This is a genomic window from Nisaea sp. (genome assembly GCF_034670185.1).
GTDB lineage: Bacteria > Pseudomonadota > Alphaproteobacteria > Thalassobaculales > Thalassobaculaceae > Nisaea.
Genome location: NZ_JAXMNY010000003.1, coordinates 303,595 through 330,065 on the forward strand (window position 1 = coordinate 303,595; position 26,471 = coordinate 330,065).

The following is a 26,471-nucleotide window of genomic DNA, read 5'->3' on the forward strand; positions in this document are numbered from 1 at the left end:
GACTCCGAACCCGAACCGGAGCTGTCTTCAGGGCAATGCATTGACATGGCGTGGCCTGCCCGGGGGTGAATTTTCTAAGCGGTTTCGAAAATCAACTCGTCGATAATTTTATTTAGGTTGTCAATAATCAAAGGTTTGGTGATGTAGTCCGCAAATCCGGCGGCTTTTCCGCGCTTGATATCATCTTTGTGCGCATTGGCAGTTACAGCGATGATTGGCACTGATTTGAGAGTCGCATCCTTTTTCAGAACCCGAAGGACCTCATAGCCGTCCATCTGCGGCATGTTGATGTCGAGCAGTATCAGATCCGGACAATGCGTCAGCGCCAATTCAAGCCCTATTTCGGGTGTATGGGCGGTCATAAAATTAACATTTTTCCGATTCTTGAAGACCTGTCGCATCAGTTTAATGTTCGCGGGGTTGTCTTCAATGTAGAGAACCGTGTGTGCGCTTTCTCCGGCTGAAGCCGCTGAGAGCGTACTCTCAGGAGTTGTTTCACACTCAGTTTCCGGAAGAGGGTTGGCCTCCTTCGGTAGCTCGACCCAGAATTTACTGCCCTTGCCAAGTTCTGAGGTGACTCCGATCCTGCCCCCGAGTTGTTCAATGATCTTCTTGCTGATCGTAAGCCCGATCCCCGTGCCTTCAACGTCTCCCTGGTTTGCATCCAGTCTGTTGAAAGGCTCGAATACCTCGTTGAGGCGCTCTTCCGGAATTCCCGGCCCGGTATCAGTTACCGAAACTCTGATCCTGCTATCAGGCACTTCTTCGACTATGATCTCTACCGCACCAGCATCATTATTATATTTCACGGCATTCGATAGGAGATTCAGTACGACCTGTTTGACTCGTGTCCGGTCAGCACGAGCGTGGCAATTATCTGGCAGCATGGCCTGAATTTCGATTTCTCGTTTGCGCGCGAGTGATTTGGCGATCGGCAGACATTCATCGATAATGGATTTCAGAGAGATCGATTCGATCGAGAGTCCCGTCTTTCCAGACTCTATCCTCGAAAGGTCCAGCACTTCGTTGATCAGGTCGAGCAGGTGTTGCCCAGCCTTAACGATCTCCTGCACGCTGTCGGCATTGTCCTCGCTTAGGTTGGCATCAGCGGCAAGCAACTGCCCGAAACCGAGTATGGCATTCATCGGCGTGCGCAACTCGTGGCTCATACTGGACAAGAAATCAGACTTTGCCTTGTTCGCGCGTTCAGCTTCGTCGCGAGCCGCAATCAGTTGCTCTTCCGCTACCTTCTGATCGGTAATATCCTGCACAGTGCCGGTCATGGCGGTGATGTTGCCAGCGCTGTCATGCTTGATATCCGCGAGTTCATGCACGTGAATAACGTTTCCGTCCGGCCGTTGAACGCGATGAATCAAGTCGAACTGTCCGGTTTCTAGCGATCGTCTTTGCGCGTCCTCTACGATCGCATGGTCGTCAAAAGGAATGCGCTCCATAAACACCGACGAAGTGGGCTTCACTGATCCGGGGGCATACCCGAATATCCGATATGTCTCGTCTGACCATTCAAAAAGATCTTTCGTCTTGTCGAGTCGCCAATTGCCTAATTTCGCTCGAGCTTGTGCTTCCCTGAGTTGAACCTCACGTTCCAATAACGCCTCCTCGGCTGTCCGGCGGTCATGGATGTCCTGAACGACGCCGAGCATTCGGAGCGGTTCACCGTCTTCGGAGCGCTCCACAGCCCCACGCTCGGAGAGCCACCTAACAGTCCCGTCCGGCCAAATGACCCGGTGTTCAATATCGTAGGGTACATCTCGTTCGATGCACGCGTTCACGCTGTCGATCACCAGCTGGCGGTCGTCAGGATAGACTGCTTCCAGGAAATTTTCGTAAGACGTCTTGAGATCCCCAGAAGGGTATCCAAACAGAGGAGCTATCCGTTCGGACCAATAGAGTTCTCCGGTCTGGATATTGAAGTCCCAAGTTCCTATGTTGGCGAATATCTGTCCTCGGCGAAGGCGTTCCTTGTTCTCTTCGAGAGCGATTTCCGCGCGCTTTCGCTTCATTCCGCTGCCGACGATACCACCTAAAATTGGCAGCATATCGAGCTGTTCGTGGGTCCACTCTCGCTCCCCAGAAACAGTGTCAAAACCTATCAAACCGATAACCTGACCGTGACTGCGAAGGGCGACAGAGCAGTGAGACAGAACCCCCGCTTCTGAAAGCAGTGTCCGTTCATATTCCGCCTCATCCACCAAAGAACTCACCGATGAGGCTACGCACAATCCATATTTCTCGACTTCGCTACGCCACCACGTTGCGACCCTATGTTCGGTGTTTAAGAAGTCGTCAGGTGCGCGCGCTATACCGTTCGCATACCATTCGGACGCGCATTCGACGCGCTGGTTGTCGTCAGAAATAAGCAGTACATACGCGCGTTCCGCCCCTACGCCTTCCGCTATTTCGGCAATCGCGTCATGGATAGCAAAGTCGATCTGATCTGCATTCGCGGAGACTATATTCTCTGCACAATGGTTGATGCGTTTTTGCAATCTATTCTTGAAGTCAGTTTTGAGTTGGTTCTCTTTAGCCTCCGTTACATCTGTTCGAATGGAGACATACTGGTAGGGTTTTCCATTTATATCGAGAAAAGGAACAATAGTACCCTGTACCCAATATGGAGAGCGATCTTTCCTTGTGTTGCAAATCTCGCCACTCCAAATTTGTCCTTTGGAAATTGTGGACCACAATTCCTTATAAAAATCGTCGGGATGCAGACCCGATTTTACAATTCGGTGATTTGCGCCGAGGAGTTCCGCTCTTTCGTATCCGCTGACGCGGCAGAACATCTCGTTTACATATAGGATTCGGCCGGCACGGTCGGCGATGCTGACGATCGCATGCTGGTTGAGTGCAAGGTGCTCGCGCTCCTTCTCATAAAGCAATTGTTGGACCTGTCGAGCCATCGCCCTGCTCTGACGATAACGCTTGGCCCGCGCGGAAACTGCGGCGATCAGATGCTTATTCTCGATAGGCTTTACCAGGAAATCGTCACCCCCCAGCCCGAGCGCGGCAAGCTGCTCGTCGAGGTTGTTCTCACCCGACAGGAAAAGGATAGGTATCTCCGAGTACCCCGGTCTGTCTCGCAAAACCGCAGCGAGCTCCGGGCCGGTTGCACCGGGCATGTAGACGTCCAGAATAACGACGTCGGGGTCGAATTCGTCGAGGACTTCGAAGAACTGCATCGGCTGGTCCAGACTGCGGACTTCCATGCCTTCTCTGGCGAGAAGTAGCGAATAGAGATCCAGCAGCACTTTGTCGTCGTCCAGCATAAGCACTCTGTAGGGTTCTTCTAACGCCTGGCCGGTCAGGTCGCCGAGAACATGGAGAAGTGTCCGAGCATCGATCGGTTTCCGGAGATACCGGGCCGCTCCGGCTCTGAGTGAATCGACCCTTGCCGGGAGATCATCGCGGACGGACAAAATTATAATGGGGATGTCTGCTTGGTAGGTTGCTGCAATTTCTTCGAGTTTTTCGATGCCCGCACGTTGCTGATTGCCGAAGACGATATCCAGAATAATCACATTCGGTTTTTCCGCGCTTTCGTTCGCAAGAGCGCGCGAGAAGTCTGTTATGTTTGAGAATGATTTCACGCGGTAGCCATTCTCCCGGAGAAGCGCGGTGAGCTGGCTATTGGTTTCGTGATTGTCATCAACGATATAGACTAGTGAGTGAGAGGCGGTATGTACGCAAACGCTTGGGACTCCGTAGTTCGGCACATTCGAATCTGTCCTTGCTTCAAAAGCGCGAGTAAGGCGTGAAACCTTATTAGAAATTAACTCCCAATCATTGAGGGTCGGTTTCGACTCTTCTTCAATTATGCGTCGCAATAATTTTTCAATCTCATAGGCCTGTTCCGAGACACTCGCCAACTCAAAAGCACCAGCGCTCCCAGCAATACTGTGCACCAGTCCGAGAAGGTCTTTCAGCGGACCGACCGCCCCCCCGCGCTTCTTCGCATTAAAAAGAACCTGTTCGATTTCCCTTATTTGCTTCGCTAGATTTGCGACAAACTCATTCCGGATGCTTGATAGGTTTTTATTTGTTTTCACAGGATTTTCTTCAACAAAGCGGATATCAAATTTGATGCTTACGGCGATGGTTGGCGGAGAGGCCACTTGCGGATTCTCTAGCCCAAAGAGAATTAGTTGCCCTAAGTGTTTCACATCATTTGGCGTTCAGAATCCCAGACGGGTTGGGTTTGATGTTCCGTCAAACTCCTTAAGGCCCAATTAAGGAAATTCTTGCTGCCCCCTCCAAAGGGGGGGCAAGGGTGAAGCTTCTTGAAGGCCATCTGGAAGCCGGTGGCCCGAAAGAGGTGCGAGCGAGATATTTAATGGAGAAGCAATAGCTTACGAACATCGTCGACACGTTTCGGATTCCTCTCGTGACCTGGACCTTTGGGTCTATGAGGACGACGTGGCGCTCGACGTTATCCAGTCCGGCAGGCCGGCAGCCAATACGTCTTTCAAGGCGCTCAACTGCCGCAAAGCTCGAGCAGGTAATACGCCTTTACGGCTCTCGGAATCGGCAAGCGAAGAGAATCCGTCATGCTTATTGAAGCTCGAAAGCAACAACCGCGAGCTATCTTGCAAAAGGGCTCAGAGCATCGACGCTCCGGCTTTATCAACAGCCGGAGGAAAGTTGAGTATAATGCCACTCTTAACTCGTTGAGTTCCAAATAGATATAATCACAAAAGAATCTCTGATTGAAGGCGCTGAAATATTGCCCGTCCTTTTGGTCTTAGATCACCTGATCATTCTTCAGCACGATTTTGAAGACTTGGGCTGCCGAACTTTGTCGGATTGGTGTGATCGTAGACAAGGACCCGGTTTCGCCCTTCCTGTTTGGCGGTATAGAGTGCTGCATCAGCATTTCGGATTGATCTGCTTATGTCCCCAACCACGTTTATATTATGGTCTATTCCGATACTAACGGTCACCTCGAGGATGGCTCCATTGGAGAGGGAGAATCTATGAGCTTCGACGGAGCGCCGGAATCGTTCGGCCATGGCTAAAGCTCCTTCCCGATCTGTATCGGGAACAGCTGCAACAAACTCTTCGCCACCCCACCTGCACACATGATCGATCGCCCGTATCGATCTTAGTAGAATCTGGGAAAATTCTTTCAGTACATAATCGCCAGAATCATGTCCAAATCTGTCATTTATAGTCTTGAAGTTATCGATGTCGATGAAAAGAAAAGAAAAACTTGTTTTGTAGCAACGCGCACGCTCCCACTCGAATTCGGCGATCTCCTCAAAGCGTCGCCGGTTTGTGATTTCCGTAAGAGGATCTTTTCGCGCGATCTCGGTAATTTCATCAATTAATTCTACGCGCCACCCAATATCTCTCAGTACGGCAGCAAATAAAACCTTCATGCCATCCCGAATGCGTACAATGGTTACCCCGAGTTTGATATCGCAACCATCTGCGCGGCGCCCTAGTATGGTCTGGTTTCGATTTCCCATATACTTGGTGTCAATTGATGATTTGAGAAATTCACCGACATGATGAGCGTGCGAAAGTCGCAGACGGTGCGGTAAGAGAACTTCCAGTTGTTTGCCGAGCACGTCGCTTGCTTCATAGCCAAACATTTTTTCTGAGGCGCGATTGAAGAAAACAAGCTTTTGATCTTGATCGATGACGATGATCGCATCGGCAGTTTTGCTGACAATTTCGCGAAAAATGAGATCAGAGATTTTAGACGGTGCGGCATCAAATGTGTCAATCACTTCAAAATCTCTCAATATAGGTGCTATCTGAGGTGTCTTGTGATTTAAGAACTTTTACATTTGATTAAATCTTGTGTTACCGCCGCCCTCCAAACGTATGGCTACGTCCGGAGTGGCGATAATTAGTAGCGCCCGCACCCCTTATCCAGAAAACCCCAGGTGTCGGACAATGACCTGACGCCATTGCAATCTCCTGATATGAAAAATAATATGTTGAATTACAATTGACTATCAGGTGCCTTGCACTCCCCAGGTGCGAAATGTTTATTCTAGAGCAATGAAATTCGGGTGGCCGCAATCGTTGCAAGCTCGGCGGATGTAAGTCGGTGGTTGTTGACCATTCAGTATAGCGGTGGCGTATCGAGACATGTATTAATCTAGAGTTTAGATTTTTTGTTCGTTGATCTGTTGGCTCTCCAAAGTACCGCTGGGGCGCTGGGGCGCTTTGTAGCGAGCATACCAGTGTATGCCCGGCCCCACCGTTCGTAGGGTGGTTTGCTCGTCTGCAATGTACGAGTTAGAGGCGAGGCTTTGATTGGAGAGCTAAGTGAAGAGCCTGCTGATTATAGAAGACCAAGTCGTGCTCCGGGAGACGCTCGCAGAATTTTTCACGGTGAATATCCCCGGCCTGACAGTCTATGAAGCTGGGAGTTATCAATCGGCCTTGGACTTAGAATGTGCAGAGGACCAGCCCGATCTCGTCCTGGTTGACTTCAAGATGCCTGGCGGTCGCGGATTGATAGACCTAGAAAGAGTGATCAAAAGATACGGAAACTCGCCTGTTGTACTTTTCTCGGGAGCAATCGGAGAATCAGATCTTTACGCTGCTAAGTCTGCTGGCGCAGCCGGGTTCATTCCGAAAAGCTTTAACGCCAGAACCGTCCTCCAACTCGCGCTGAAGGTTTATCGGGAAGGGACATATTTTCCGCCGCTGTCTGGCGCAATTGCAAAAAATCAAAGCCAGGAAGAGCTGTCGAAATCTATCGGTGAAGCGCCCAAAATTACGGAGCGTCAGCGTCAAGTCCTGCATCTAATTGTTAGGGGAAAGACAAACAAACAAATTGCGACTTTATTGAATATATCGGAAGCAACCGTTAAGGAACACGTCAGTCGAATTTACGATGTATTTGGCGTTCGCACTCGCGTCGAAGCAGTAATGTTGGCAATAAAATTTCGTATCGATAGCAATGAATCGATGGCAATGAGATGATCTTGTATGACTAGTAATAGATTATCTGAGGATAGCAATAATGATAGTTTTTTGGAGAATGCATTACTATTCGAACAGCTGACTGGAATCGGATATTGGAAAGTTGACATTATCCAGAACACGCTTCATTGGTCGGATCGCACATACAATATTTTTGGGGTCTCGCCTGAGACCTTTTATCCAACCTTGGATAGTTTTCAGCAGCTCATACATCCCGAAGATCTGGAAGCTGTGCTGGCTGCTGTATATGCTTCGCGGGAGACTGGGACACCTTATCAGATCGAACATCGAATCATTCGAGCAGACTCATCAGTATCCCACGTTTTGGAGAGCGGTCGACATGAGTTCGACAAGGATGGTCAAGCGGTCATCTTTCGCGGCACTGTGCAGGATGTGTCAAGCATCACCGTGATGCGCGAGCGGTTGATAAGGGCAGAGCGCCTCGCCACGCTGTCGCGTTTGGTTGGGGATATCGCTCACGATTTCAATAATTTGCTTGCGACCATTGGAGGAAATCTAGAACTCTTGGAGATTGAGTTCGGCGAGAGTCAAGGCGCTGGAAGACTCATCAATCGGGCTCGGGAATCCATTCAAGTTGGCGCAGAATCATGTGAACGATTACTAAATTTTTTCGATCAGAGACACTCATCTTCTGAGACAATAAATCTTGTTTCATTCGTTGAACAATTCCTGTCAACGGTAACAGGTTTTGTCGGCGAGCATATCGAATTTGATTTCAAGAGCGAAGCTGCAGAGCTTGTTTGTGAAGTTAACAAGGCACGGTTGGAAAGTTCGATTCTGAATGCGCTTGCCAACGCTCGAGATGCAATGCCTCAGGGAGGGCAAATCAGGTTCTTGCTGTCTCGTGCAATTTTAGATGGCAACCCAATTCCGATGGCTTGTATCTCGATCTCAGACGACGGCATGGGTATCGACCCTTTGATCCAGGACCGTGTCTTTGAGCCATTTTTCTCAAGTAAAGTTGATAAAGGTGGAACAGGACTTGGATTATCAATCATTCGTGATTTCGCGCATGATTCTGGGGGACAAGTAGCGATCTACTCGCTGCCTGGAGCGGGAACGAAATTAACTTTGTTTTTGCCTCTTTCGCGCAATCGTCTCGAATCTGGATCATTTCCAAATACGCTGATGAGAGTCGACGGGGCCGGAAAGCGTATCCTGTTTGTCGAAGACAATCAAAACGTTCGGTCGTTCGTTCAAGATGGTCTCGCCCATTATGGTTTCAATGTGATCGCATTTAGCTCACCAGTAGATGCACTGGAGTTTCTCGAACAAGACTCTTCCGCCATCTCAGCGGTCGTTAGCGATGTAAGGCTGCCTGATGGAATAGATGGTTTTAATTTTACTAAGCTGGTTCGAAAGCGTTTCCCTACTCTGCCTGCACTGTTCATTACCGGCTATTTGGGTGACTTTGAAAGAGAGCTCTCATCTCATGAACTTGATGCGCCTATCGTGACGAAGCCATTTCAGATTTCCGATTTAGCATCGGCTTTGAACGATTTATTATGAGCTACTCCCCGTTCGTTGGGCAGGTATGACGAGGATCTTGGTGTTGCCCGAGCCTCTTGGGTGTGTCTTGGGTACAAATCGCGTTTGTTCGCATCCTGTTCATGCCTTTCGAGGCACTTTGTGTCCGCGATTTTCCGCAGAAATCAGCAGTTTTTGATCCGGAACGTTGCGTTGACATCGTAGGGGTCACTGGTTCAATCCCAGTCGCGCCCACCATTCCTTCCCAGATGAAATTCGCATTTAGAACAGCACGTCGATCAATCGATGTGGCTGGGCGGAATTATTGATAGCGTGCGTGGCTCAGGCTTGATTTTCTCGCAGCCCTCTACAGGCTAATCTTATTACAGTGCCGATCGTTGTAACCATTTCGACCGTTTGAATGTTAAGGAGGCGCGGCATGGTACGTTTCACCGGCGGATGCCTGTGCGGCAATGTCCGGATTGTGGCGTCGGGGCGTCCGTACCGGGTCGGCCTCTGTCACTGTCTGGACTGCCGCAAGCATCATGGGGCGCTGTTTCATGCTTCCGCGATCTTTCCGCAGGATGCGGTGACGGTCGACGGTGAGGTACGCGACTATGAAGGGCGGTTTTTCTGTCCCCGCTGCGGCTCTACCGTTTTCGGGCGTAGCGCGGATGAAATCGAAGTGAATCTGGGGGCGCTGGACGAACCAGACCAGCTGAAGCCGACCTACGAACTCTGGTGTGTCCGCCGGGAGTCCTGGTTGCCGCCGTTTCCGGACACCCGACGATACGACCGCGATCGTGACGCCACGAGCCGCTCCGAGGAGTAGGCAGGCGAACAACGCGCTTTTATAGAATGTGTGGAGCGCCGTGCCGACGGGGCTGCTCGTGTTGTTCCGCATCCAGCCATTCAGCGAATTTCAAAAGCTGCGCAAAGAATTTCCAATTTGTCATTTTTGGAAATTCCAACTTTTCCAACAGCTATTTCCCGGCGCGTGATTTAAAAAACTTATCCAGTTTCCGTGGGAAATTTGTGACGAATTTAAATCCAGATGGTCGAACTGCTTTCGGATTGCAAAGTATATTGTGGGGCGGATTTTGATTCGCGAAAGTGCAGTGATCCGCATTTTCCAGAATCCAGTCATACGCCTTTTGTTCTTTTAGACAGCGGACTTCCCGCCCCGGATCTGCTGATGCAGGCGATGACGGGGGCGCCAGATGTTGTCCGGCTTGGCGCCGCCGCCGATGCCTTCCAGGTGCTCGGCGATGCGATCAGGCGGGCCAGCCCACGGGCTTCCTCGGTGCATCTGTTCAGCCATGGCCGGCCGGGCGTGGTCTCCCTCTCTGCGGGAGAAGTGTCTCTCGATACGCTAACCCGGGACGCATACGGTATCGCTGGTTTCCGGCGCGCGCTCGCCGGACGGCCGCTCGTTCTCTATGGCTGTTCGGTTGGACGCGGCGCGGCGGGGCAGCGGTTCGTCGAAGCGCTTTCCTTCGCGCTGGACGCGCCGGTGCATGCGTCGAGCACGCCGACCGGTGCTGCCGGGCGCGGTGGCGACTGGACGCTGGACGTTGCGGCGGGCATGTCGCCGGGCGACCTGCGGCCTCTCCTCGATCCGGAGCGGGCAGCCGCATGGCCCGGCCTGCTCATCGTAAATGTTACGAACACGCTCGGCGACGCCAGCGCAGGAACGCTCCGGGCGGCCGCTGCGGCTGTCGACCAAATTGTGCGTCTCGATAACCTCGGGGCGGGCGCCACGATCACCCTCGCGGCCTCGCCGACCTTCACGAATGCGGGGGCCACAAGTTTCAGTTTCACCGGAACGACGACCTCTCTCACGATCGGCGGTTCGGACATCGACGCGACCTCGCATCTCTATTTCTCGGTTTCCGCCGGGCAGACGCTGACCCTCAATTCGGGCGTCACTTTCACCGGCGGGTCCTACATCGTTCAGACGGCAGGCGGCGGAACCATCGCTCTCAACGGCTCGATCAGCGGGACGAGCAAGGTCTGGGTCCTCGGCGGCACGACCGCCGAGATCGGGACGACGACATCGGCGCCCCTGATCGATATCCTGGGCAACTCGACCGTCCGGTTCACGACCAGCGGTGCCTACACCTCGAATATCGAGGTCGAGGATACGGCGACCATCGATACCGGCGCCAACACTGTCAGCATATCCGGCACTGTGGTCCAGGGCGGCGCAACGAACGTGCTGGCCAAGACCGGCAGCGGCACGCTGACGCTGTCCGGAAACAACACTGCCACGGGCTCCATGACCGTCAGTCAGGGCACGCTCTCGGTCGCGGCGGACAGTAATCTGAGCGCGGGCACGGTGACGATCAACGGCGGTACGCTGGCGGTGACCGGGGCGACGACGATCGACAATGCCATCGCGCTCGGGGCGTCGCACGGCACCGTCAATGTCGGCGCAAATGTCACCATGAGCGGGGTGGTTTCGGGCGCGGGCAACCTGACCAAGACAGGTGCCAGCACGCTGACGCTGAGCGGCACGAACACCTATTCCGGCACCACGACGGTCAGCGGCGGCACGCTCTCCGTCTCGACCGACAGCAATCTCGGCACCGGCAACGTCGCTTTGAGCGGCGGCGGGCTGACGGTGACCGGTGCGACGACCATCGACAACGACATCTCCGGCACCAGTGGCCTGACGAAGTCGGGTACGGGCACCGTCACCCTCAGCGGCACGAACACCTATTCGGGCGGGACCACGGTGAACGGCGGCACCCTGCAAGTTTCCGGCGGCAATGCCCTCGCCGACGCGGGAGCCGTCTCCGTCTCTTCCGGCGCGACGCTGGACCTGAACGGGACAAGCGAGACCATCGGTAGCCTCACCGGCAGCGGCACGCTCAATATCGGCACCGGGACGCTCACTCTCACGGATTCCGCGTCGACCAATTTCTCCGGCACCATCAGCGGCACCGGCACCATCGCAGGCGGCGGCACCTATACGGTCGCTTCCGGTGCCACCCTCGCCGGCACCAGCACCTTCTCGACGGCGGTCACGGTCGCGAGCGGCGGCACCATCGCGCCGGGCAACAGTCCGGGAAAGATCTCGACCGGCAACCTGACGCTTGCCTCCGGCTCCACGGCAAACATGGAGATCGAGGGCACCGCAGCGGGCACCGGGTACGACCAGATCGCGGTCACCGGAACCGTTACGATCTCGGGGGCCACCCTGAGCCTGACGGTCACCGACATTCCCTCAGCCGGTGCCACCTATGTCCTGATCGACAATGACGGGGCCGACGCGGTCACCGGGACCTTTTCCGGTCTGACGGAAGGCGCATCGATTACCGCCGGTGGCGCCACCTACACGATCAGCTATGTGGGCGGCACCGGTAACGACGTGGTTCTGACGCTACCTGCAACGCCTGCCGCCGCCGGGGACGGGATTATGTCGGGCTCTGAGGGAGACGACCGGCTCGTCGGGGGAACCAGCGCGGATACGTTCAAGGTATTCGGTGGAGATGACACCGTATCCGGCCTGGCAGGGGACGATACGATCTCCGGAGGCGCCGGAAACGATCTGTTGTACGGCAATGACGGTGCCGACCTGGTCTATGGAAATCAGGACGCGGATGTTCTTTACGGGAACATGGGCCAGGACACGCTTTATGGCGGGGCGGGCGACGACCGGATCTATGCCGGTCAGGAAGATGACGCCGTCTATGGAAACAGGGGTGACGATAGTCTCTGGGGCAATCTCGGCGCGGACACGCTTCGGGCCGGGGAAGGGAACGATTTGCTTTACGGCAATATCGGAGCCGATACCCTCCATGGAGAAGCCGGAAATGACACGCTTTACGGCGGGAAAGACGCGGATCATCTCGACGGCGGCGCTGGCAACGACTCCCTGTGCGGCAATGTCGGCGCGGACACGCTTTCCGGCGGTGCGGGGGCGGACACCCTGGTCGGCGGGACCGGGAACGACCTGTTCCGCTTCGCAGACGGCGACGGTGCGGACGTGATCACGGACTTCGTGGTCGGTCAGGACGTCATCAGCGTGAGCACAAATATCAACGGAACCGGCATTGCCAGTGCGGACGAGATGCTGGCCCGTATCACGTCGGACGGCTCAGGAAACGCGCAGCTCGATCTCGCCGAAGGCAACTCCGTCACCCTGATCGGCGTGGCACCGCCCGAACTCGACGCGGCGAGCTTCCTTATCGGGTGATTGAGTTGGTGCCGGCCTGCAATGGTTGCGCTGTGCCGGATGCTCTTCACCAGAATGTATGATACAGAAAATTCAAGACTTCGCGGTGTGGCGGGGGCCGCACGGACACTCCATGGGGGAACAAGCGAAGCCAAGGGGAAACGCCCTGTCTTTTGAACAGCAGGAGTGCAGGAATGTCTGACAATTCAATTGGAACGCCGGCCCAGCTTCGCGACCCGGATTTCACGCCGCCGCCGATGACGGCCATCCCGCTCGGGATCCAGCATGTGCTGGCCATGTTCGTCTCGAACGTCACCCCGGCGATCATCGTGGCCGGTGCTGCCGGTTTCGGGTTCGGCTCCAACTCGCCGGACTTTCCCGAGTTGCTCTACATGATCCAGATGTCGATGGTGTTTGCCGGTCTGGCGACGCTGTTGCAGACGTTCTCCATCGGCCCGGTCGGTGCGAAATTGCCGGTGGTGCAGGGCACGTCTTTCGCCTTCCTGCCGATCATGATCCCGCTGGTCGCGGGTAAAGGCGTGGACGGGCTCGCGGCACTCTTCACCGGTGTCATTGTCGGCGGTATTTTTCATGCCCTGCTTGGCACGGTGATCGGGCGTATCCGCTTTGCCCTGCCGCCGCTTGTGACCGGGCTTGTGGTCACGCTGATCGGTCTGGCGCTGGTTAAGGTCGGGATTCAATATGCCGCAGGCGGCGTTCCGGCGGTGAACCAGCCGGAATACGGCTCGCTGCTGAACTGGTCCGCTGCCGGGATCGTCATTCTGGTCACACTCGGCCTGAAATTCTTCGCCCGGGGCATGCTTTCTGTGTCTGCGGTGCTGATCGGCCTGATCGTCGGATACATCTATGCCATTGCCATCGGCATGCTGCCGCTCGGCGCCATCGGCACCTCGTGGGAACGTGCGGCTGTGTTCGCCCTGCCGCAACCGTTCAAGTACGGCATCGAGTTTTCCGGCGCGGCGATCATCGGTTTCTGTCTGATGGCCTTCGTCTCCGCTGTGGAGACGGTGGGCGACGTTTCCGGCATCACGAAGGGCGGTGCCGGGCGTGAAGCGACGGACAAGGAAATCCGGGGCGCGACCTTCGCCGATGGTATTGGTTCCGCGTTGGCCGGTTTCTTCGGTGGGTTGCCGAATACCTCCTTCAGCCAGAATGTCGGGCTGGTGGCCATGACCGGGGTGATGAGCCGTCACGTCGTGACCTATGGCGCGATCTTCCTCATCATATGCGGCCTGATACCGAAGGTCGGCGCGATTATCCGCACCATTCCGATCGAGGTGCTGGGTGGCGGGGTGATCGTCATGTTCGGCATGGTCGTCGCGGCCGGTATCTCGATGCTGAGCGATGTGCGCTGGAACCGCCGGAACATGGTGATCTTCGCCATTGCCCTCAGCATCGGGCTCGGTCTGCAGATGGAACCGAAGGCGGTGCAGTATCTGCCGGATACGCTTCGCATTCTGATGACGTCCGGCCTGCTGCCTGCGGCTTTCATCGCTATCGTCCTGAACCTGGTGCTTCCGCAGGAATTGTCCGAGGAATCGACCGATGAAGTATCGGGCGGTCTGTCCGGAAAGGGCTCATGACCTCATCAGGGGGCATGACCGGCGTTTTTTCTTGAAGCTTTTGTGAATGAGATCGCCTCCTCATGGGAGAGGCGAATAGCTTCTTACCAAATGGGAATCTCGACGTTATTCGGGATTCCCATTTTTCATATGCGTCTAATGTTTCTTTGATTGTGCGGCCTCAGGTAGACAAATCCTGAAACTCATCCGCTTCCGCAGTCATCTTGATGTCAAGGATCTTTGATAAGGCTCGCTCTCGTTCATTTACGCCGGGGCAGGGCTTATGGCGCGTATCACTCTTTCTGGTATCGAGAAAAGCTACGGCACGACGCAGGTTCTCAACGGGCTCAATATCGACATTGCCGATGGGGAGTTTTTGACCCTCGTCGGGCCGTCCGGTTGCGGCAAGTCGACCCTGTTGCGGATCATCGCCGGGCTTGAACAGCAGAGCGCGGGAGACGTCGCCATCGGCGGAACGGTGGTGAACCAGGTGCGCCCCAGCCGCCGTGATCTGGCCATGGTGTTCCAGTCCTACGCGCTCTACCCGCATCTGACGGTGCAGCAGAACATGGAGACGCCGCTCCGGCTTCGGGACTTGAACGGCTGGGAGCGGATGCCGTTGGTCGGTGCCGCCATGCCGGGACGCGGGGATAAGCTGGAGACGTTGCGCAGTCTGGTCCGGGAGACCGCGGACACGCTGAAGATCGGTCATCTGCTGCAGCGTAAGCCGGGACAATTGTCCGGCGGGCAGCGCCAGCGCGTCGCGCTCGGCCGGGCCATGGTGCGCAAGCCGGTCGCTTTTCTGATGGATGAGCCGCTGTCGAACCTCGATGCGGCGCTTAGGGTTCATATGCGCTCCGAGCTGGCGGAACTGCATCACGCCCTGAAGACCACCTTCGTCTATGTCACCCACGATCAGGCCGAAGCACTGACCATGTCTGACCGCATGGCGGTCATGATGGAGGGCGATATCCTGCAGCTCGGTACGCCGGATGAGATCTATCTCGATCCGGCCGACCGGCGCGTGGCGGAGTTTATCGGCAGCCCCCGGATTAACATGGTCGAGGGTGAGGCGGACAGCGCGGGGCATGTCACCGCGCACGGCATTCATCTGCAGCGAACGCTTGGCGGCCGGCACAAGGCTTTGTCCATTGGTGTCCGTCCGGAGCATCTCGACGTGCTGACCGCTGGCGGGGACACGGAAGCCTGGTCGTTCAAGGTCAGCCACAAGGAAAATCTCGGTTCCGACTATTTCCTGCATGGCCATGTCAATGGTGGCGGGCAACGGGTGATTGCACGTGCCGCGCCGGAACTGGCAGCGCAAGTGTCCCTCGGGCAGCAGATCCATGTCCGGCCGCAACCCGGCAAAGCCATGGCCTTCGGCGCGGACAACCGCCGTCTGCGGTTTGCGGAGGTCTGAGATGGCGGTTGATGTTGCAGCGGGCCCGGCAATCCGGGCGCCGGTCAGCCAAACAAGGCGCCGGGCGCTGGCACCTGCCAGCCTTGCCGGTTACGCTTTCGTCGCTCCGGCAATCCTGTTGATGCTGGTCATACTGGTGGCCCCGGTACTGATCGCGGCCGCGCTGTCCTTTACCGATTACAGCCTCGGCAATCCCGGGTTCGAATGGGTCGGAACCGAGAATTACGAGAAGATGTTCTCCCGCTCGACCTACACCAAGATGCTGACCGCATCGGCGACCTATGTGCTGGTGGTCGTGCCGGCATCCATCGGCCTCGGGCTTGGTGCGGCGCTGCTGATCAATTCCCTGAAGCGCTTCGGGGATTTCTACAAGACAATCTATTTCCTGCCCGTCATGGCGGCCCTGCTGGCCATGGCCATCGTCTGGGAATTCTCCCTGCACCCGACGGTCGGCATCGTGAACCAGACTCTCGAGTCCGGTTGCGGCACATTTCTGGAGCAGATCTCCGACTGGTACGCGGCCGGATGCGCGCGGAACTTCCCGCTCTGGTTCGGCGACCGGGACTACGCTATCTGGACCATCTGCTTCATCGGTATCTGGCAGGGCTTCGGCTTCAACATGGTGCTGTATCTTGCCGGGTTGACCGGGGTGCCTCGGGAGCTTTACCAGGCTGCCGCCATCGACGGCGCCGACAGTGCGTGGGACCGCTTCCGGCTGGTGACCTGGCCGATGCTCGGGCCGACCACGGTCTTCGTGCTCACCATCACCACGATCCGCTCCTTCCAGGTGTTCGACACGGTGGAAGCGATCACCGGGGGCGGCCCTTCCAAGACCACTTACGTGATGATGTTCGCGATCTACGAAAAAGCGATCAAACACAATCTGATCGGCATCGGTGCCGCGATCACCGTCGTCTTCCTCGCCTTCGTGCTGTTCCTGACCTTCCTGCAGCGCTGGCTCGTCGAAAGAAGGGTGCATTACACATGACCGGACATGCCTCGCCTTTCTCGGAAGCGCTGAAGCACGCGGTTCTGATCATCGGCGCTCTGATCGTCATCCTGCCGTTCTATGTGATGGTGAGCTATTCCCTGAAGGCGCCGCACGAGATCGAGACCAATACAGGCGGTTTCTTCGGCGCTCAGGAGCAGATGGTCGACGAGTATTGCGTCAAGCTGGGCAATGCCCGGGAAGACTGCCTCGAGACGCCTGCGATCTTCAATTACAGTCAGGCCTTCAAGAAGGCGCCGCTGCTGCGCTATCTGGCGAACGGTGTGATCGTTACGGCTTCGATCTTCCTGATCCAGGCTCTGGTGGCGTTGCCCTGCGCCTATGCGTTGGCCAAGCTCAAATTCTGGGGGCGCGACATGGTCTTCGGCATGGTGCTGGTCTGCCTGCTGATCCCCGTCCACGCGATCGCATTACCGCTCTACATCATGCTGGCCAAGCTCGGGCTGACCAACACATACGCATCCCTTGTCGTGCCCTGGACCATTTCGGTCTTCGGTATCTTTCTGATGCGGCAGTTCTTCAAGACCGTTCCAGACGATCTGATCGATGCCGCCCGGATGGACGGGATGAACGAGTTCTCCATCGTGTGGAAAGTCATGCTGCCGACTGCGATCCCGGCGCTGCTGGCCTTCGCGATCTTCTCCGTGGTGGCGCACTGGAACGATTACTTCTGGCCCCGTGTGGTGATCACCGGGGATCGGGATCTCTACACGCCGCCGCTTGGTCTGCGTGAATTCAAGGGCGACAGCGACGGGTCTAACTGGGGCGCGATGATGGCGACGGCGACGATCATCGTCACGCCGTTGATCGTCGCATTCCTGATGGCCCAGAAGCGCTTCATCGAGGGGATCACGCTCACCGGCATGAAATGACGGACCGGGTTGGCGTGAAGGAAAAGGATTTGGCGGCCCCCACGGCAATGGGGACCGCCGTATTGCGGGTCGCCGAAAGCATTTGGAGCATCACGGCCGCACGCAACAACAGTGAGGAGCTACGATATGAAACGTCTTTTTGCAATGGCCGCTGCCGCGGCTTTCTACGCGGCGCCCGCCGGCGCGGTGGAGATCGAGGTCGGCTATCCCTACAGCCACCTGTTCGACGTCACCTACGAGAAGATCATGGAGAGCTTCAAGAAGGAGCATCCGGAGATCGAGGTGAAGTTCCGCGCCACTTACGAGAACTATGAAGACGGCACCAACATCATCCTGCGCGAAGCGGTCTCGGGCAATCTTCCGGACGTCACCATGCAGGGCCTGAACCGGCAGGCAATCCTGGTCGAGAAAGGCATCGCCAAGTCGCTCGAGCCGTTCATCGCCAAGGAAGCTGACTTCGCGAAGGACGGTTACCACCAGGCGATGTTGAGCCTCTCGACCTTCAACGGTCAGGTGCACGGCCTGCCGTTCTCCGTCTCGTTGCCGGTCGGCTATTACAACATGGACCTGGTCCGCAAGTCCGGCTCCGACAAGCTGCCGCAGACCTGGGACGAGGTGGTCACGCTCTGCAAGGACATGCGGGCGAACGGTGTCAAGAATCCGATTTTCTGGGGCTGGAACATCACCGGTAACTGGTTCATGCAGGCGCTGATGTGGACCCAGGACGAGCCGATCGTCAAAGGCAACAAGGTCAATTTCGATGGTGATGCCGGTCTGGTCGCGTTCGAGACCATGAAGAAGATCTTCCGGGGCTGCGAGATGCAGAACCTGTCCTGGAAAGACGCACTGTCGGCTTTCTCATCCGGTGATGTCGGCATGATGTTCTGGTCCACCTCGGCGCTTGGTGCGGTGGAACGCTCGAAAGGCGATTTCGAGATGAAGACGGCCGAATTCCCGGGCATCGGCGGTAAGCCGAAGGGCTTGCCTGCCGGAGGTAACGCCGCTCTGCTGGTCTCCCAGTCCGAAGATCCGGAGCGGCTGCAGGCTGCCTGGACCTTCCTGAAATACATCACCTCCGGCACCGGTGCCGCCGCTGTCGCCGAGACCACGGGCTACATGCCGCCGAACAAGGCTGCGAACGAAATCATCCTGAAGGATTTCTACAAGCGGAACCCGAACAAGGAGACCGCCGTCCGCCAGCTCCCGCTGCTGCGCGACTGGCTCGCCTATCCGGGCGACAAGGGCCTCGCGGTTACCCAGGTGATCTATGACGGTATCGAAAGTATCGTTACCGGCGAGGAAGACGACATGAAGGCCCTGCAGAGCGATCTGGTGGCCGAAGTCGGTGACATGCTGCCGAAATAAAACCTTCATCGGGCCGGCGGGGTTCCGCCCTGTCGGCCCGTCCCTTTAAATGCTACCTGCGTTCAATCGCTTACCTTCCTGTCGCCGGTATTCGTCCGGTGGAAAGAAATCGGTGTCATGAGCTTCATCCAGATCACAGACCTTCACTTCGTTCCCGGCGACAAGCCGCTTTACGGAACCAGCCCGAAACAGCGTCTCGCCGACGGCGTTTCCCTGATCCGCCGCGACCATGGCGATGTCGATTGCGTTATCGCCACCGGCGACCTCACGCATTACGGCGAGAAGGAAGCTTACGAGACACTGAAGGAGGTGCTGGCGCCTCTGGAAATGCCCGTCCATCTGATGATGGGCAATCACGACAGCCGTGCCCCGTTCCGCGAGGTGTTTCCGGACGCGCCGGAAATAGAAGGCGGCTTCATCCAGTTCACCGTCGATACCGGCGATGCCAACGTGGTCTGTCTCGACAGCCTGGTTGATATTCCGGGCGATCATGCCGGCCGTCTCTGCGAGACACGGCTTGCCTGGCTCGACAAGGAACTCGACGCACTGCCGGCGGACGTGCCTTTCGTGCTCGCGGTCCATCACCCGCCGTTCGATCTCGGTATTCCGCACATGGACGCGATCCGGCTGCTGGATGGAGAGGCGCTTTACGAGGTCCTTCAGAAACGCCTGCCGGATCAGATGATCTTCGGCCACGTGCACCGACCGATCTCAGGCCATTGGCGCGGCATCCCGTTCTATCTCCAGCGCGGCTTCAACCATCAGGTCTATCTGGATTTCACCAGCGTTGACGATGTCCGCTTCGTTGACGAGGCCCCGGAATTCTCGATTATCAAGTCGACCCCGGAGAGCGTCTTTGTCTTTGCCCGTTCGGCCGGCGGCGAGGGTGAGCCATACGTTCCCCGAGACACCTAGGTTCCGCGCACATCACCGCCATCCCTTGCCGCGATGGCGGTGATGACAAAGGAAGGGCTAGCGTCCGGTTTCCCGTGCCTTGTGCAGGGCGTCGAGCAGAATATCCCGGTCGCCGACATGGTTTGCCAGCAGCAGGATCAGCCGGGCGTTCAGTGCCGTGCTCTGTTCCGGCGTGAGGTCTTGATGGGCGGCGATCAGCGCCTCGTAAAAGCCGTCGGCATCGGTCAGGTTGGGGGTGGTGATCAAGTCCGTCATGTCGTCCCTCCGGTCGCACCGGTAAGGGCAGCTGATATGGCCTTGCGGTCATAGGTGGGCCAGCGCGCCGCGATATGCTGGTCCGGGCGGATCAGGTAGACCGCCTGTTCGTTCCTCCCGAGATAACGCTCTCTCAAGGCGCCCAGCCTATCGTCTTCGGTCTCAATCGTCAGGACTGTCACGGGGAGCGCATCGCCGCCGGACATGTCCGGCAGTGACGTATTGATTCCAAGCAAGACGATATCCGTCCCAAGACTTTCCAGCAGCCAGCCGTCGCCCACCGGGGCATCGACGGCGGGTGCGCCCGGACGGGTGCGTTTGGGCCCGCCTGGCAGCGCATCCTCGCCATTCAGCTCAGATCCCGCATGGGTCGTCGGCACGCTGAGCCGTCCGGAGTTCACCAGTGGGCGGGCGAACGGATGGGCTTCGGCAAGATCAAGTACGGCATCACGGAAGACGTGGGAGATATCGGACTTGGGGGTGATGAAATCGGTCGAGCGGGTGGAGTTCAGGATGTTCTCGTCCGCGGCCTGAATACGTTCCCGGTTGTAGCTCTCTAGGAGGCTTTCGGGCGCTTTACCATCGATCACCAGTTTCAGCTTCCAGGCGAGATTGTCGATATCCTGAATGCCGCTGTTGGCGCCGCGTGCGCCGAACGGCGAGACCTGATGCGCGCTGTCCCCGGCGAACAGCACGCGGCCATGGGCAAAGCGCTCCATCCGGCGGCATTGGAATGTGTAGATCGAGACCCATTCGAGGCTGAATTTGGCATCCGCACCGAGCATGGCCTGCAGGCGCGGGATGACGTTTTCTTCCCGCATTTCAACGTCCCGGTCGATATCCCAGCCGAGCTGCAGGTCAATGCGCCAGACACCATCCGGTTGCTTGTGCAGCAGTGCCGATTGACCCCGGTTGAAGGGCGGGTCGAACCAGAACCAGCGTTCAGTCGGAAAAGCCGCCTCCATCTTTACGTCGGCGATCAAGAAATTGTCCTCGAAGATCCGGCCGTGGAAATCGAGTCCCATCAGCGAACGGATTGGAGATTTTGCTCCGTCGCAGGCAATCAGCCAGTCGGCTTCGAGGGTGTAGGGGCCGTCGGGCGTCTCGACGGTCAACTGAACGCTGCTGTCGTCCCGGGTAACACCGGTGACCTTGTTCCGGCCCCGAATTTCGATCGGTCTGGCTTCTGCTTCCAATTCGCGCAGCCGTTCAAGCAGGGCCGCCTCAAAATAGAATTGCTGGAGATTGATGAAGGCCGGGCGGTGATGTCCGGCTTCGGTCAGCAGATCGAACTCGTAGACCTTTCGCTCGTCGAAGAAGACCTTGCCCTTGTTCCAGGTCACGCCCTTGTCGACCAGTGGCTGACCGCAGCCTAGCCGGTCCATGATCTCCAGCGTGCGCTTGGCGAAACAGATGGCGCGGGAGCCGGTGCTGACCCGGTCATTGTCGTCCAGCAGCAGGACCGGCACGTCTTTCAGCGCGAGGTCCAGTGCGGCTGAGAGACCGACCGGACCGGCGCCGACTACGATCACGGGATGGCGCACCGGCGCTGCCGCGTCCTGATCCGGCGACCGCCGGTAGGGATAGAGCGCCTGCTCGAAGATATCGGCCATGGAAAGGCTCCCGCCTTAGCCTTGCAGGGCTTCCCACATCTGCCGGTCCCGCTCGGCGGTCCAGATCCGGGGCGTGTCCATGCCGAGTGCCTCGTCATAGGCGCGGGTCACGTTGAAGGGCAGGCAATGCTCGTAGATTGGCACGTCGCTGAACTTCGGGTCGCACGCGGCGCGCACCGCGTCCCAGGCTTCCTTTAGAGACCCGCCTCGCGCGGCGACGGCTGCGGCCGGGCGGTAGGTGTTCAAGAGGAAGTCGCGGGTGAACTCAAGCGCGGCATCAACCTGATCTGTGCCGACCAAGGCGGCACCCCTGCCGGGCGCGATGGCCAGCGGGTCATAGCTCTTGATGTTGTCGAGGGTCTGGCCCCAGTCGCTGAAATGGCCGTCGCCGCAATAGCAGGCGGCCTTGTACTCGACGATGTCACCGGTCAGCATGACGCGCTCATCCGGCACCCAGGCGACGATGTCGCCAGCGGTGTGGGCGCGGCCGAGATGCATCAGGTCGACCCGGCGCTTGCCAAGATAAACCGTCATCTTGTCGGTGAAGGTCATGGTCGGCCAGGTCAGGCCCGGGATAGATTCATGGCCCTGGAACAGGCGCGGGAATCGGCCGAACTCGCTGTCCCAGTCCTCCTGGCCGCGCTCCGAGACCATGGCGCGGCATTTCTCGGAGGCGAGGATCTGCTCCGCCCCGTAGGCCGACGCACCGAGCACACGGACAGCATGGTAATGCGAGAGCACGACATATTTGATCGGCTTGTCGGTCACGGTGCGGATTTTCTCCACGACCTTGTGGGCGAGGCGCGGGGTGGCCTGCGCGTCCACGATCATCACGCTGTCATCACCGATGACGACGCCGGTATTCGGATCTCCCTCCGCGGTGAAGGCCCAGATGTCCCGGCCGATCTCGCTGAAGGTGATCTTCTTTTCCGCCATGTCGCCGGCTGATGCGAACTGCTTGGCCATTTGGCCTTCCTCCCGTTTTCTTTGTCAGTCTTGTTTAATCGCGGGCAGTACTGTGCCCGTACAGTTTCCAAACCCGATCCTGTAGCCGTCCCCCGCAGCATGGCCGCGCAGGGTGACACGGTCGCCATCCTCAAGGAAGCTGCGTGTCTCGCCGTTCGGCAGGGTGATGGGGGTCTTGCCGCCCCAGCTCATTTCCAGCAATGAGCCGTAATTGTCCGGCGTGTCGCCGGAGACCGTGCCGGAGCCAAGCAGGTCGCCGGTCCGCATCGGACAGCCGCTGCTGGTGTGATGGGCAAGCTGCTGGGCGGCGGAATAATACATCGTGCTGTAGTTGGTTCGAGACAGCACCGCTTCCTCGCCGGACCCGGCAGGTGTCAGACCGACCTCAAGCGCGATGTCGTAGAGCATCGGGCCGGGTTCCGCGAGATAGGGCAGCAGCGGTTCTTCCCGCTTTGGCGTCGCTGTCCGGAACGGCTCCAGCGCCGCGCGGGTCACCACCCAGGGCGAGATACTGGTGCAGAAGGCCTTGCCCTGGAACGGGCCGAGCGGCTGATACTCCCAAGCCTGGATATCCCGCGCCGACCAGTCGTTCAGCAGGACATATCCGAAGATCATCGCGTCTGCCTCGGCAACCGTCACCGGTTTGCCTAAGGCATTTCCGGTGCCGACCACGGCGCCCATCTCAAGCTCGATATCGAGCCGGCGGCTCGGGCCGAATGTCGGTGTGTCCGCGTCCGGCGCCTTCAGTTGCCCGTTCGGGCGGTGGAAATCCGTGCCGCTGACGACGACCGAAGAGGCTCGGCCGTTATAGCCGATGGGGATATGCAGCCAGTTCGGCGGCAAGGCGTTCTCGGCCCCCCGGAACATGGTGCCGACATTGAAGGCATGCTGCTTGCCCGCGTAGAAATCGGTGTATTCGCTGACCCGGAACGGCAGATGCAGCGTGACATCCGTCATCGGGATCAGATACCGGTCCGCATTGTCCCGCACGGCGTCATCACCGCCTTCGCGGAGCAGGCCCGTCAGTCGGGTGCGCACCAGGTTCCAGATATCGGGACCGCGCTCCATGAACGGGTTCAGGACGACTGCCGCGAAAACAGGTGTTCCGCCGGTCTCGATCAGGCGGTCGCGCTCGAGGGCGGCGAGATCCAGCACTTGGTCGCCGATGGCAGTGCCGCAGCGCGGTTGCTCGCCGTCCCGGGAGAAGACGCCAAAGGGCAGGTTCTGGACCGGAAAATCGCATTCCGGCACGTTGGCGGAAGGAAGCCAGCTTTTCATTGTCACTTGATGCCCGGCGTTCCGTCGAACTTCTTCTCAAGCCCGGTCCAGCAGCCGACATAATCATCCTGCAAGGGGGCGTCTTTGGCCGCATATTCCGTCAGATGCTGTGCGAAGCGGGTCTCGAACATAAAGGCCATGGTTTCCGCCAGCTTGTGCGGCTTCAGCTCCGCATTCGACGCGCCTTCGAAGGCTTGGTTGTCCGGCCCATGCGGCAGCATGCAATTGTGCAGGCTCATGCCGCCGGGTACGAAGCCTTCGGGTTTGGCATCGTAGGCACCATAAATATTGCCCATGAACTCGGACATGATGTTCCGGTGATACCAGGGTGGCCGGAAGCTGTGCTCGGCGACCAGCCAGCGTTCCGGGAAGATGACGAAGTCGATATTCGCCGTGCCGGGTACCTCCGACGGGGCCGTCAGCACGGTGAAAATCGACGGGTCCGGATGGTCGAACAGGATGGCGCCGACCGGCGAGAAGGTGGTGAGATCGTATTTGAAGGGCGCGTAATTGCCGTGCCAGGCCACGACGTCGAGCGGGGAATGGCCGATCTCCGTCACGTTGAACGTGCCGCACCATTTGACGATCAGGCGGCAGGGCGTCTCTTTCTCTTCATAGGCGGCGACGGGCGTCTTGAAATCGCGCGGATTGGCGAGACAGTTGGCGCCGATGGGGCCGCGTCCCGGCAGGGTGAACTTGGCGCCGTAATTCTCGCAGACATAACCGCGCGCTTCGCTGTCCAGCAGCGTTACCTTGAAGATCATGCCACGTGGGATGATCGCGATCTCGCGCGGGCCGAGACTCATGCGGCCGAGTTCCGTGAAGATCTCGATCCGGCCGAGCTGGGGGACGACGAGCAGCTCCGCATCGGCGTTCATCATATAGTCGTCCACCATGTCCGCATTGCAGGCATAGACATGGGTCGCCATGCCGGCTTGTGTGTTCACGTCGCCGGCGGTGGTCATGGTGTGGACGCCAGATACGAAATCGGTCGGTGCTCCTGGCAACGGCACCGGGTTCCAGCGGTACTGGCCGAGGGCGAGGCCGTGTTCCGGCTGATGCGGGGCGGTTTTCCAGCCATCCACGGCGATACGGGCGAAACGGCCGGTATGTTTCACCGAGGGACGCATGCGGTAGAGCCAGCTGCGCTCGTTCTCGCCGCGCGGCGCGGTGAAGGGACTGCCGGAAAGTTGCTCGGCATAGAGGCCGTAATTGCATTTTTGCGGGCTGTTCTGACCTTGCGGCAGGGCGCCCGGCAGCGCTTCGGTCTCGAAATCATTGCCGAAACCCGGCATATAGCCTGAGGTGGTGCCTGACAGCGGATCGCTGTGCACGGTTGCGGAATCTGAGATCTTGTTCATCGCTTTCCTCCCGATGGCAGGTGCTAGCGAGGCGCGTTTTCTGATTGGTTTTGGGGGCCTATCTGCCGTAGGGTCATCATAATTGTTACAAATGAAATGATTGTCAATTGCCGAAGAATGACCAAAAAGACCTGCTCGATCTGGACGGTTTTCTGCCCTATCGGCTGGCAGTGATCGCCGCCCGGGTCAGCAAATCCATGTCGGCGCTCTATGCGAAAAAATTCGGCATTTCCATTGCCGAATGGCGAGTGATCGCCCATCTCGCCCGGTCGGAACGTGTCTCTGTCCGGGATATTCATGCTCGCGTCAATCTGGACAAGGTGAAGGTCAGCCGCGCGGTCAGCCGGCTGGAAGAGGCGGGACTCGTTTTGAAGGCGAGCAATGCGGCCGATAACCGGTTGCTGGATATCACGCTGTCAGACGAAGGCTGGTCCGTCTACCGGCAGATCGTGCCGCTGGCGAGCGGCTTCGAGGCGGATCTGCTCTCTGTTCTGGATGATGCGGAGCGCGCCGCGCTGGAGCGGGTCTTCGAGAAACTGCACGCGCGCCTTGACGAAAATGTGGAGGCAACCCGGAGCCTTTCTTCGAAGGTCTAGCCGGACAAGTCAGAAGGCCGGTGCTTCCGCGCCGTGAGGCCTTGGCCGCCACTCGCCGGGGATTTGTCCGACAAGCAGCCTCGCGATCTCGTTGTTCTCGCTCTTCAGCGGCAGAATGAGGCGGGTCCAGCTCGCCGTTTCCGAGGCTTTTTTCGGATAGTGAACAGTCAGCAGCGGTTGACGCCGCTCCATCACGGCCTGATAGGCACCAAGGAAGAAGTTGACGATATACTCCTTGTCGCCGAACTCACGGACCGTCGTGCCGGTGACATCCCTGCCGAAACGTTGGGAAATCATCGTTCCGTATAGCCGGTAGCGGAAATCGAAGCCGTCCTCGATGACATCGAGCAACATGAGATAGCCCAGGACAAACCGCATATCCGTCGGGTCGATGGATGCGACGGGGGCGGCATCCTTGCCGTTGGCTTTCCCGCGCCAGTAAGAAGAGAGGCGTTGCAGGCGCTCATCCTCAAGCTGATTGCCTTCCGGATTCCAGACGACAGTCGGATTGCGGGCGCCGAATTGCAGGAAATAGCGATCGACGGCATTCAGGTCGTCGCTGATGAGGGCATCCCTCATGTTCGCTGCGGATTGAAATTCACTTGTC

19 protein-coding genes are annotated in these 26,471 nt (G+C 57.7%); 11 read left to right on the forward strand and 8 right to left on the reverse strand.

Annotated features, from left to right (window positions below):
- Window positions 1–74 precede the first annotated feature (74 nt).
- Both VOI22_RS14985 and VOI22_RS14990 read right to left on the reverse strand, forming a co-directional pair.
- Window positions 75–4,136, reverse strand: coding sequence for a response regulator (locus VOI22_RS14985; RefSeq protein ID WP_323797264.1), 4,062 nt, complete (start codon window positions 4,134–4,136; stop codon window positions 75–77).
- Between the two features lie 639 nt (window positions 4,137–4,775).
- Window positions 4,776–5,753 carry a sensor domain-containing diguanylate cyclase gene (locus tag VOI22_RS14990; RefSeq protein WP_323797265.1) on the reverse strand — a complete coding sequence of 326 codons (978 nt, stop codon included), beginning with the start codon at window positions 5,751–5,753 and terminating at the stop codon, window positions 4,776–4,778.
- Window positions 5,754–6,300: 547 nt separating this feature from the next.
- Here VOI22_RS14990 and VOI22_RS14995 point away from each other — a divergent pair.
- The 10 genes from VOI22_RS14995 (at window position 6,301) to VOI22_RS15040 (ending at window position 19,795) form a co-directional block, all read left to right on the forward strand.
- A complete protein-coding gene (locus tag VOI22_RS14995) occupies window positions 6,301–6,963 on the forward strand; it encodes a response regulator transcription factor (protein WP_323797266.1) in 663 nt (220 codons plus the stop codon).
- Between the two features lie 6 nt (window positions 6,964–6,969).
- Window positions 6,970–8,493: a PAS domain-containing hybrid sensor histidine kinase/response regulator gene (locus VOI22_RS15000; protein ID WP_323797267.1), complete on the forward strand. Its 1,524-nt coding sequence runs from the start codon at window positions 6,970–6,972 to the stop codon at window positions 8,491–8,493.
- Window positions 8,494–8,890: 397 nt separating this feature from the next.
- A complete protein-coding gene (locus VOI22_RS15005) occupies window positions 8,891–9,283 on the forward strand; it encodes a GFA family protein (protein WP_323797268.1) in 393 nt (130 codons plus the stop codon).
- A gap of 222 nt (window positions 9,284–9,505) precedes the next feature.
- On the forward strand, window positions 9,506–12,652 hold the full coding sequence (locus VOI22_RS15010; RefSeq protein ID WP_323797269.1) for a DUF4347 domain-containing protein: 3,147 nt from the start codon (window positions 9,506–9,508) through the stop codon (window positions 12,650–12,652).
- 173 nt (window positions 12,653–12,825) lie between these two features.
- Window positions 12,826–14,235 (forward strand): nucleobase:cation symporter-2 family protein, encoded by a 1,410-nt coding sequence (locus VOI22_RS15015; RefSeq protein WP_323797270.1) that lies wholly within the window; start codon window positions 12,826–12,828, stop codon window positions 14,233–14,235.
- A gap of 262 nt (window positions 14,236–14,497) precedes the next feature.
- A complete protein-coding gene (locus VOI22_RS15020) occupies window positions 14,498–15,634 on the forward strand; it encodes an ABC transporter ATP-binding protein (protein WP_323797271.1) in 1,137 nt (378 codons plus the stop codon).
- A 1-nt stretch (window position 15,635) separates the two neighbouring features.
- A complete protein-coding gene (locus VOI22_RS15025) occupies window positions 15,636–16,622 on the forward strand; it encodes a sugar ABC transporter permease (RefSeq protein WP_323797272.1) in 987 nt (328 codons plus the stop codon).
- Window positions 16,619–17,515 (forward strand): carbohydrate ABC transporter permease, encoded by an 897-nt coding sequence (locus tag VOI22_RS15030; RefSeq protein WP_323797273.1) that lies wholly within the window; start codon window positions 16,619–16,621, stop codon window positions 17,513–17,515. The genes VOI22_RS15025 and VOI22_RS15030 overlap by 4 nt, the downstream gene beginning before the upstream one ends.
- 126 nt (window positions 17,516–17,641) lie before the next feature.
- On the forward strand, window positions 17,642–18,880 hold the full coding sequence (locus VOI22_RS15035; RefSeq protein WP_323797274.1) for an extracellular solute-binding protein: 1,239 nt from the start codon (window positions 17,642–17,644) through the stop codon (window positions 18,878–18,880).
- Between the two features lie 117 nt (window positions 18,881–18,997).
- Window positions 18,998–19,795: a phosphodiesterase gene (locus VOI22_RS15040; RefSeq protein ID WP_323797275.1), complete on the forward strand. Its 798-nt coding sequence runs from the start codon at window positions 18,998–19,000 to the stop codon at window positions 19,793–19,795.
- 57 nt (window positions 19,796–19,852) lie between these two features.
- On the opposite strand, the gene VOI22_RS15045 is transcribed toward VOI22_RS15040, so the two are convergent.
- From VOI22_RS15045 to hmgA, 5 genes are read right to left on the reverse strand one after another with little or no spacing between them, the layout of a single operon-like run.
- Entirely contained in the window at window positions 19,853–20,050 is a 198-nt protein-coding gene (locus VOI22_RS15045) for a DUF2783 domain-containing protein (protein ID WP_323797276.1), read from the reverse strand.
- Window positions 20,047–21,663, reverse strand: coding sequence for an FAD-dependent oxidoreductase (locus tag VOI22_RS15050; RefSeq protein ID WP_323797277.1), 1,617 nt, complete (start codon window positions 21,661–21,663; stop codon window positions 20,047–20,049). The genes VOI22_RS15045 and VOI22_RS15050 overlap by 4 nt, the downstream gene beginning before the upstream one ends.
- A gap of 15 nt (window positions 21,664–21,678) precedes the next feature.
- Window positions 21,679–22,629 (reverse strand): MBL fold metallo-hydrolase, encoded by a 951-nt coding sequence (locus tag VOI22_RS15055; protein ID WP_323797278.1) that lies wholly within the window; start codon window positions 22,627–22,629, stop codon window positions 21,679–21,681.
- Between the two features lie 24 nt (window positions 22,630–22,653).
- Window positions 22,654–23,907 carry a fumarylacetoacetase gene (gene fahA, locus VOI22_RS15060; RefSeq protein WP_323797279.1) on the reverse strand — a complete coding sequence of 418 codons (1,254 nt, stop codon included), beginning with the start codon at window positions 23,905–23,907 and terminating at the stop codon, window positions 22,654–22,656.
- 2 nt (window positions 23,908–23,909) lie between these two features.
- A complete protein-coding gene (gene hmgA, locus VOI22_RS15065) occupies window positions 23,910–25,268 on the reverse strand; it encodes a homogentisate 1,2-dioxygenase (protein ID WP_323797280.1) in 1,359 nt (452 codons plus the stop codon).
- Window positions 25,269–25,375: 107 nt separating this feature from the next.
- Here hmgA and VOI22_RS15070 point away from each other — a divergent pair, with 107 nt between their 5' ends.
- Complete coding sequence (locus VOI22_RS15070) at window positions 25,376–25,864, forward strand: MarR family winged helix-turn-helix transcriptional regulator (RefSeq protein ID WP_323797281.1); 489 nt, start codon at window positions 25,376–25,378, stop codon at window positions 25,862–25,864.
- Between the two features lie 9 nt (window positions 25,865–25,873).
- On the opposite strand, the gene VOI22_RS15075 is transcribed toward VOI22_RS15070, so the two are convergent.
- Complete coding sequence (locus tag VOI22_RS15075; RefSeq protein WP_323797282.1) at window positions 25,874–26,443, reverse strand: PAS domain-containing protein; 570 nt, start codon at window positions 26,441–26,443, stop codon at window positions 25,874–25,876.
- Window positions 26,444–26,471: the final 28 nt, after the last annotated feature.

What these genes read in the sequence shown, in the direction of transcription:
- VOI22_RS15005 (WP_323797268.1), top strand. Translation starts at nt 8,891, where the DNA reads ATGGTACGTTTCACCGGCGGATGCCTGTGCGGCAATGTCCGGATTGTG.
- VOI22_RS15030 (WP_323797273.1), top strand. Translation starts at nt 16,619, where the DNA reads ATGACCGGACATGCCTCGCCTTTCTCGGAAGCGCTGAAGCACGCGGTT.
- hmgA (WP_323797280.1), bottom strand. Translation starts at nt 25,268, where the DNA reads ATGAACAAGATCTCAGATTCCGCAACCGTGCACAGCGATCCGCTGTCA.
- VOI22_RS15015 (WP_323797270.1), top strand. Translation starts at nt 12,826, where the DNA reads ATGTCTGACAATTCAATTGGAACGCCGGCCCAGCTTCGCGACCCGGAT.
- VOI22_RS15010 (WP_323797269.1), top strand. Translation starts at nt 9,506, where the DNA reads ATGGTCGAACTGCTTTCGGATTGCAAAGTATATTGTGGGGCGGATTTT.
- fahA (WP_323797279.1), bottom strand. Translation starts at nt 23,907, where the DNA reads ATGAAAAGCTGGCTTCCTTCCGCCAACGTGCCGGAATGCGATTTTCCG.
- VOI22_RS15035 (WP_323797274.1), top strand. Translation starts at nt 17,642, where the DNA reads ATGAAACGTCTTTTTGCAATGGCCGCTGCCGCGGCTTTCTACGCGGCG.
- VOI22_RS15075 (WP_323797282.1), bottom strand. Translation starts at nt 26,443, where the DNA reads ATGAGGGATGCCCTCATCAGCGACGACCTGAATGCCGTCGATCGCTAT.
- VOI22_RS15050 (WP_323797277.1), bottom strand. Translation starts at nt 21,663, where the DNA reads ATGGCCGATATCTTCGAGCAGGCGCTCTATCCCTACCGGCGGTCGCCG.
- VOI22_RS15000 (WP_323797267.1), top strand. Translation starts at nt 6,970, where the DNA reads ATGACTAGTAATAGATTATCTGAGGATAGCAATAATGATAGTTTTTTG.
- VOI22_RS15020 (WP_323797271.1), top strand. Translation starts at nt 14,498, where the DNA reads ATGGCGCGTATCACTCTTTCTGGTATCGAGAAAAGCTACGGCACGACG.
- VOI22_RS15055 (WP_323797278.1), bottom strand. Translation starts at nt 22,629, where the DNA reads ATGGCCAAGCAGTTCGCATCAGCCGGCGACATGGCGGAAAAGAAGATC.
- VOI22_RS15040 (WP_323797275.1), top strand. Translation starts at nt 18,998, where the DNA reads ATGAGCTTCATCCAGATCACAGACCTTCACTTCGTTCCCGGCGACAAG.
- VOI22_RS15045 (WP_323797276.1), bottom strand. Translation starts at nt 20,050, where the DNA reads ATGACGGACTTGATCACCACCCCCAACCTGACCGATGCCGACGGCTTT.
- VOI22_RS15025 (WP_323797272.1), top strand. Translation starts at nt 15,636, where the DNA reads ATGGCGGTTGATGTTGCAGCGGGCCCGGCAATCCGGGCGCCGGTCAGC.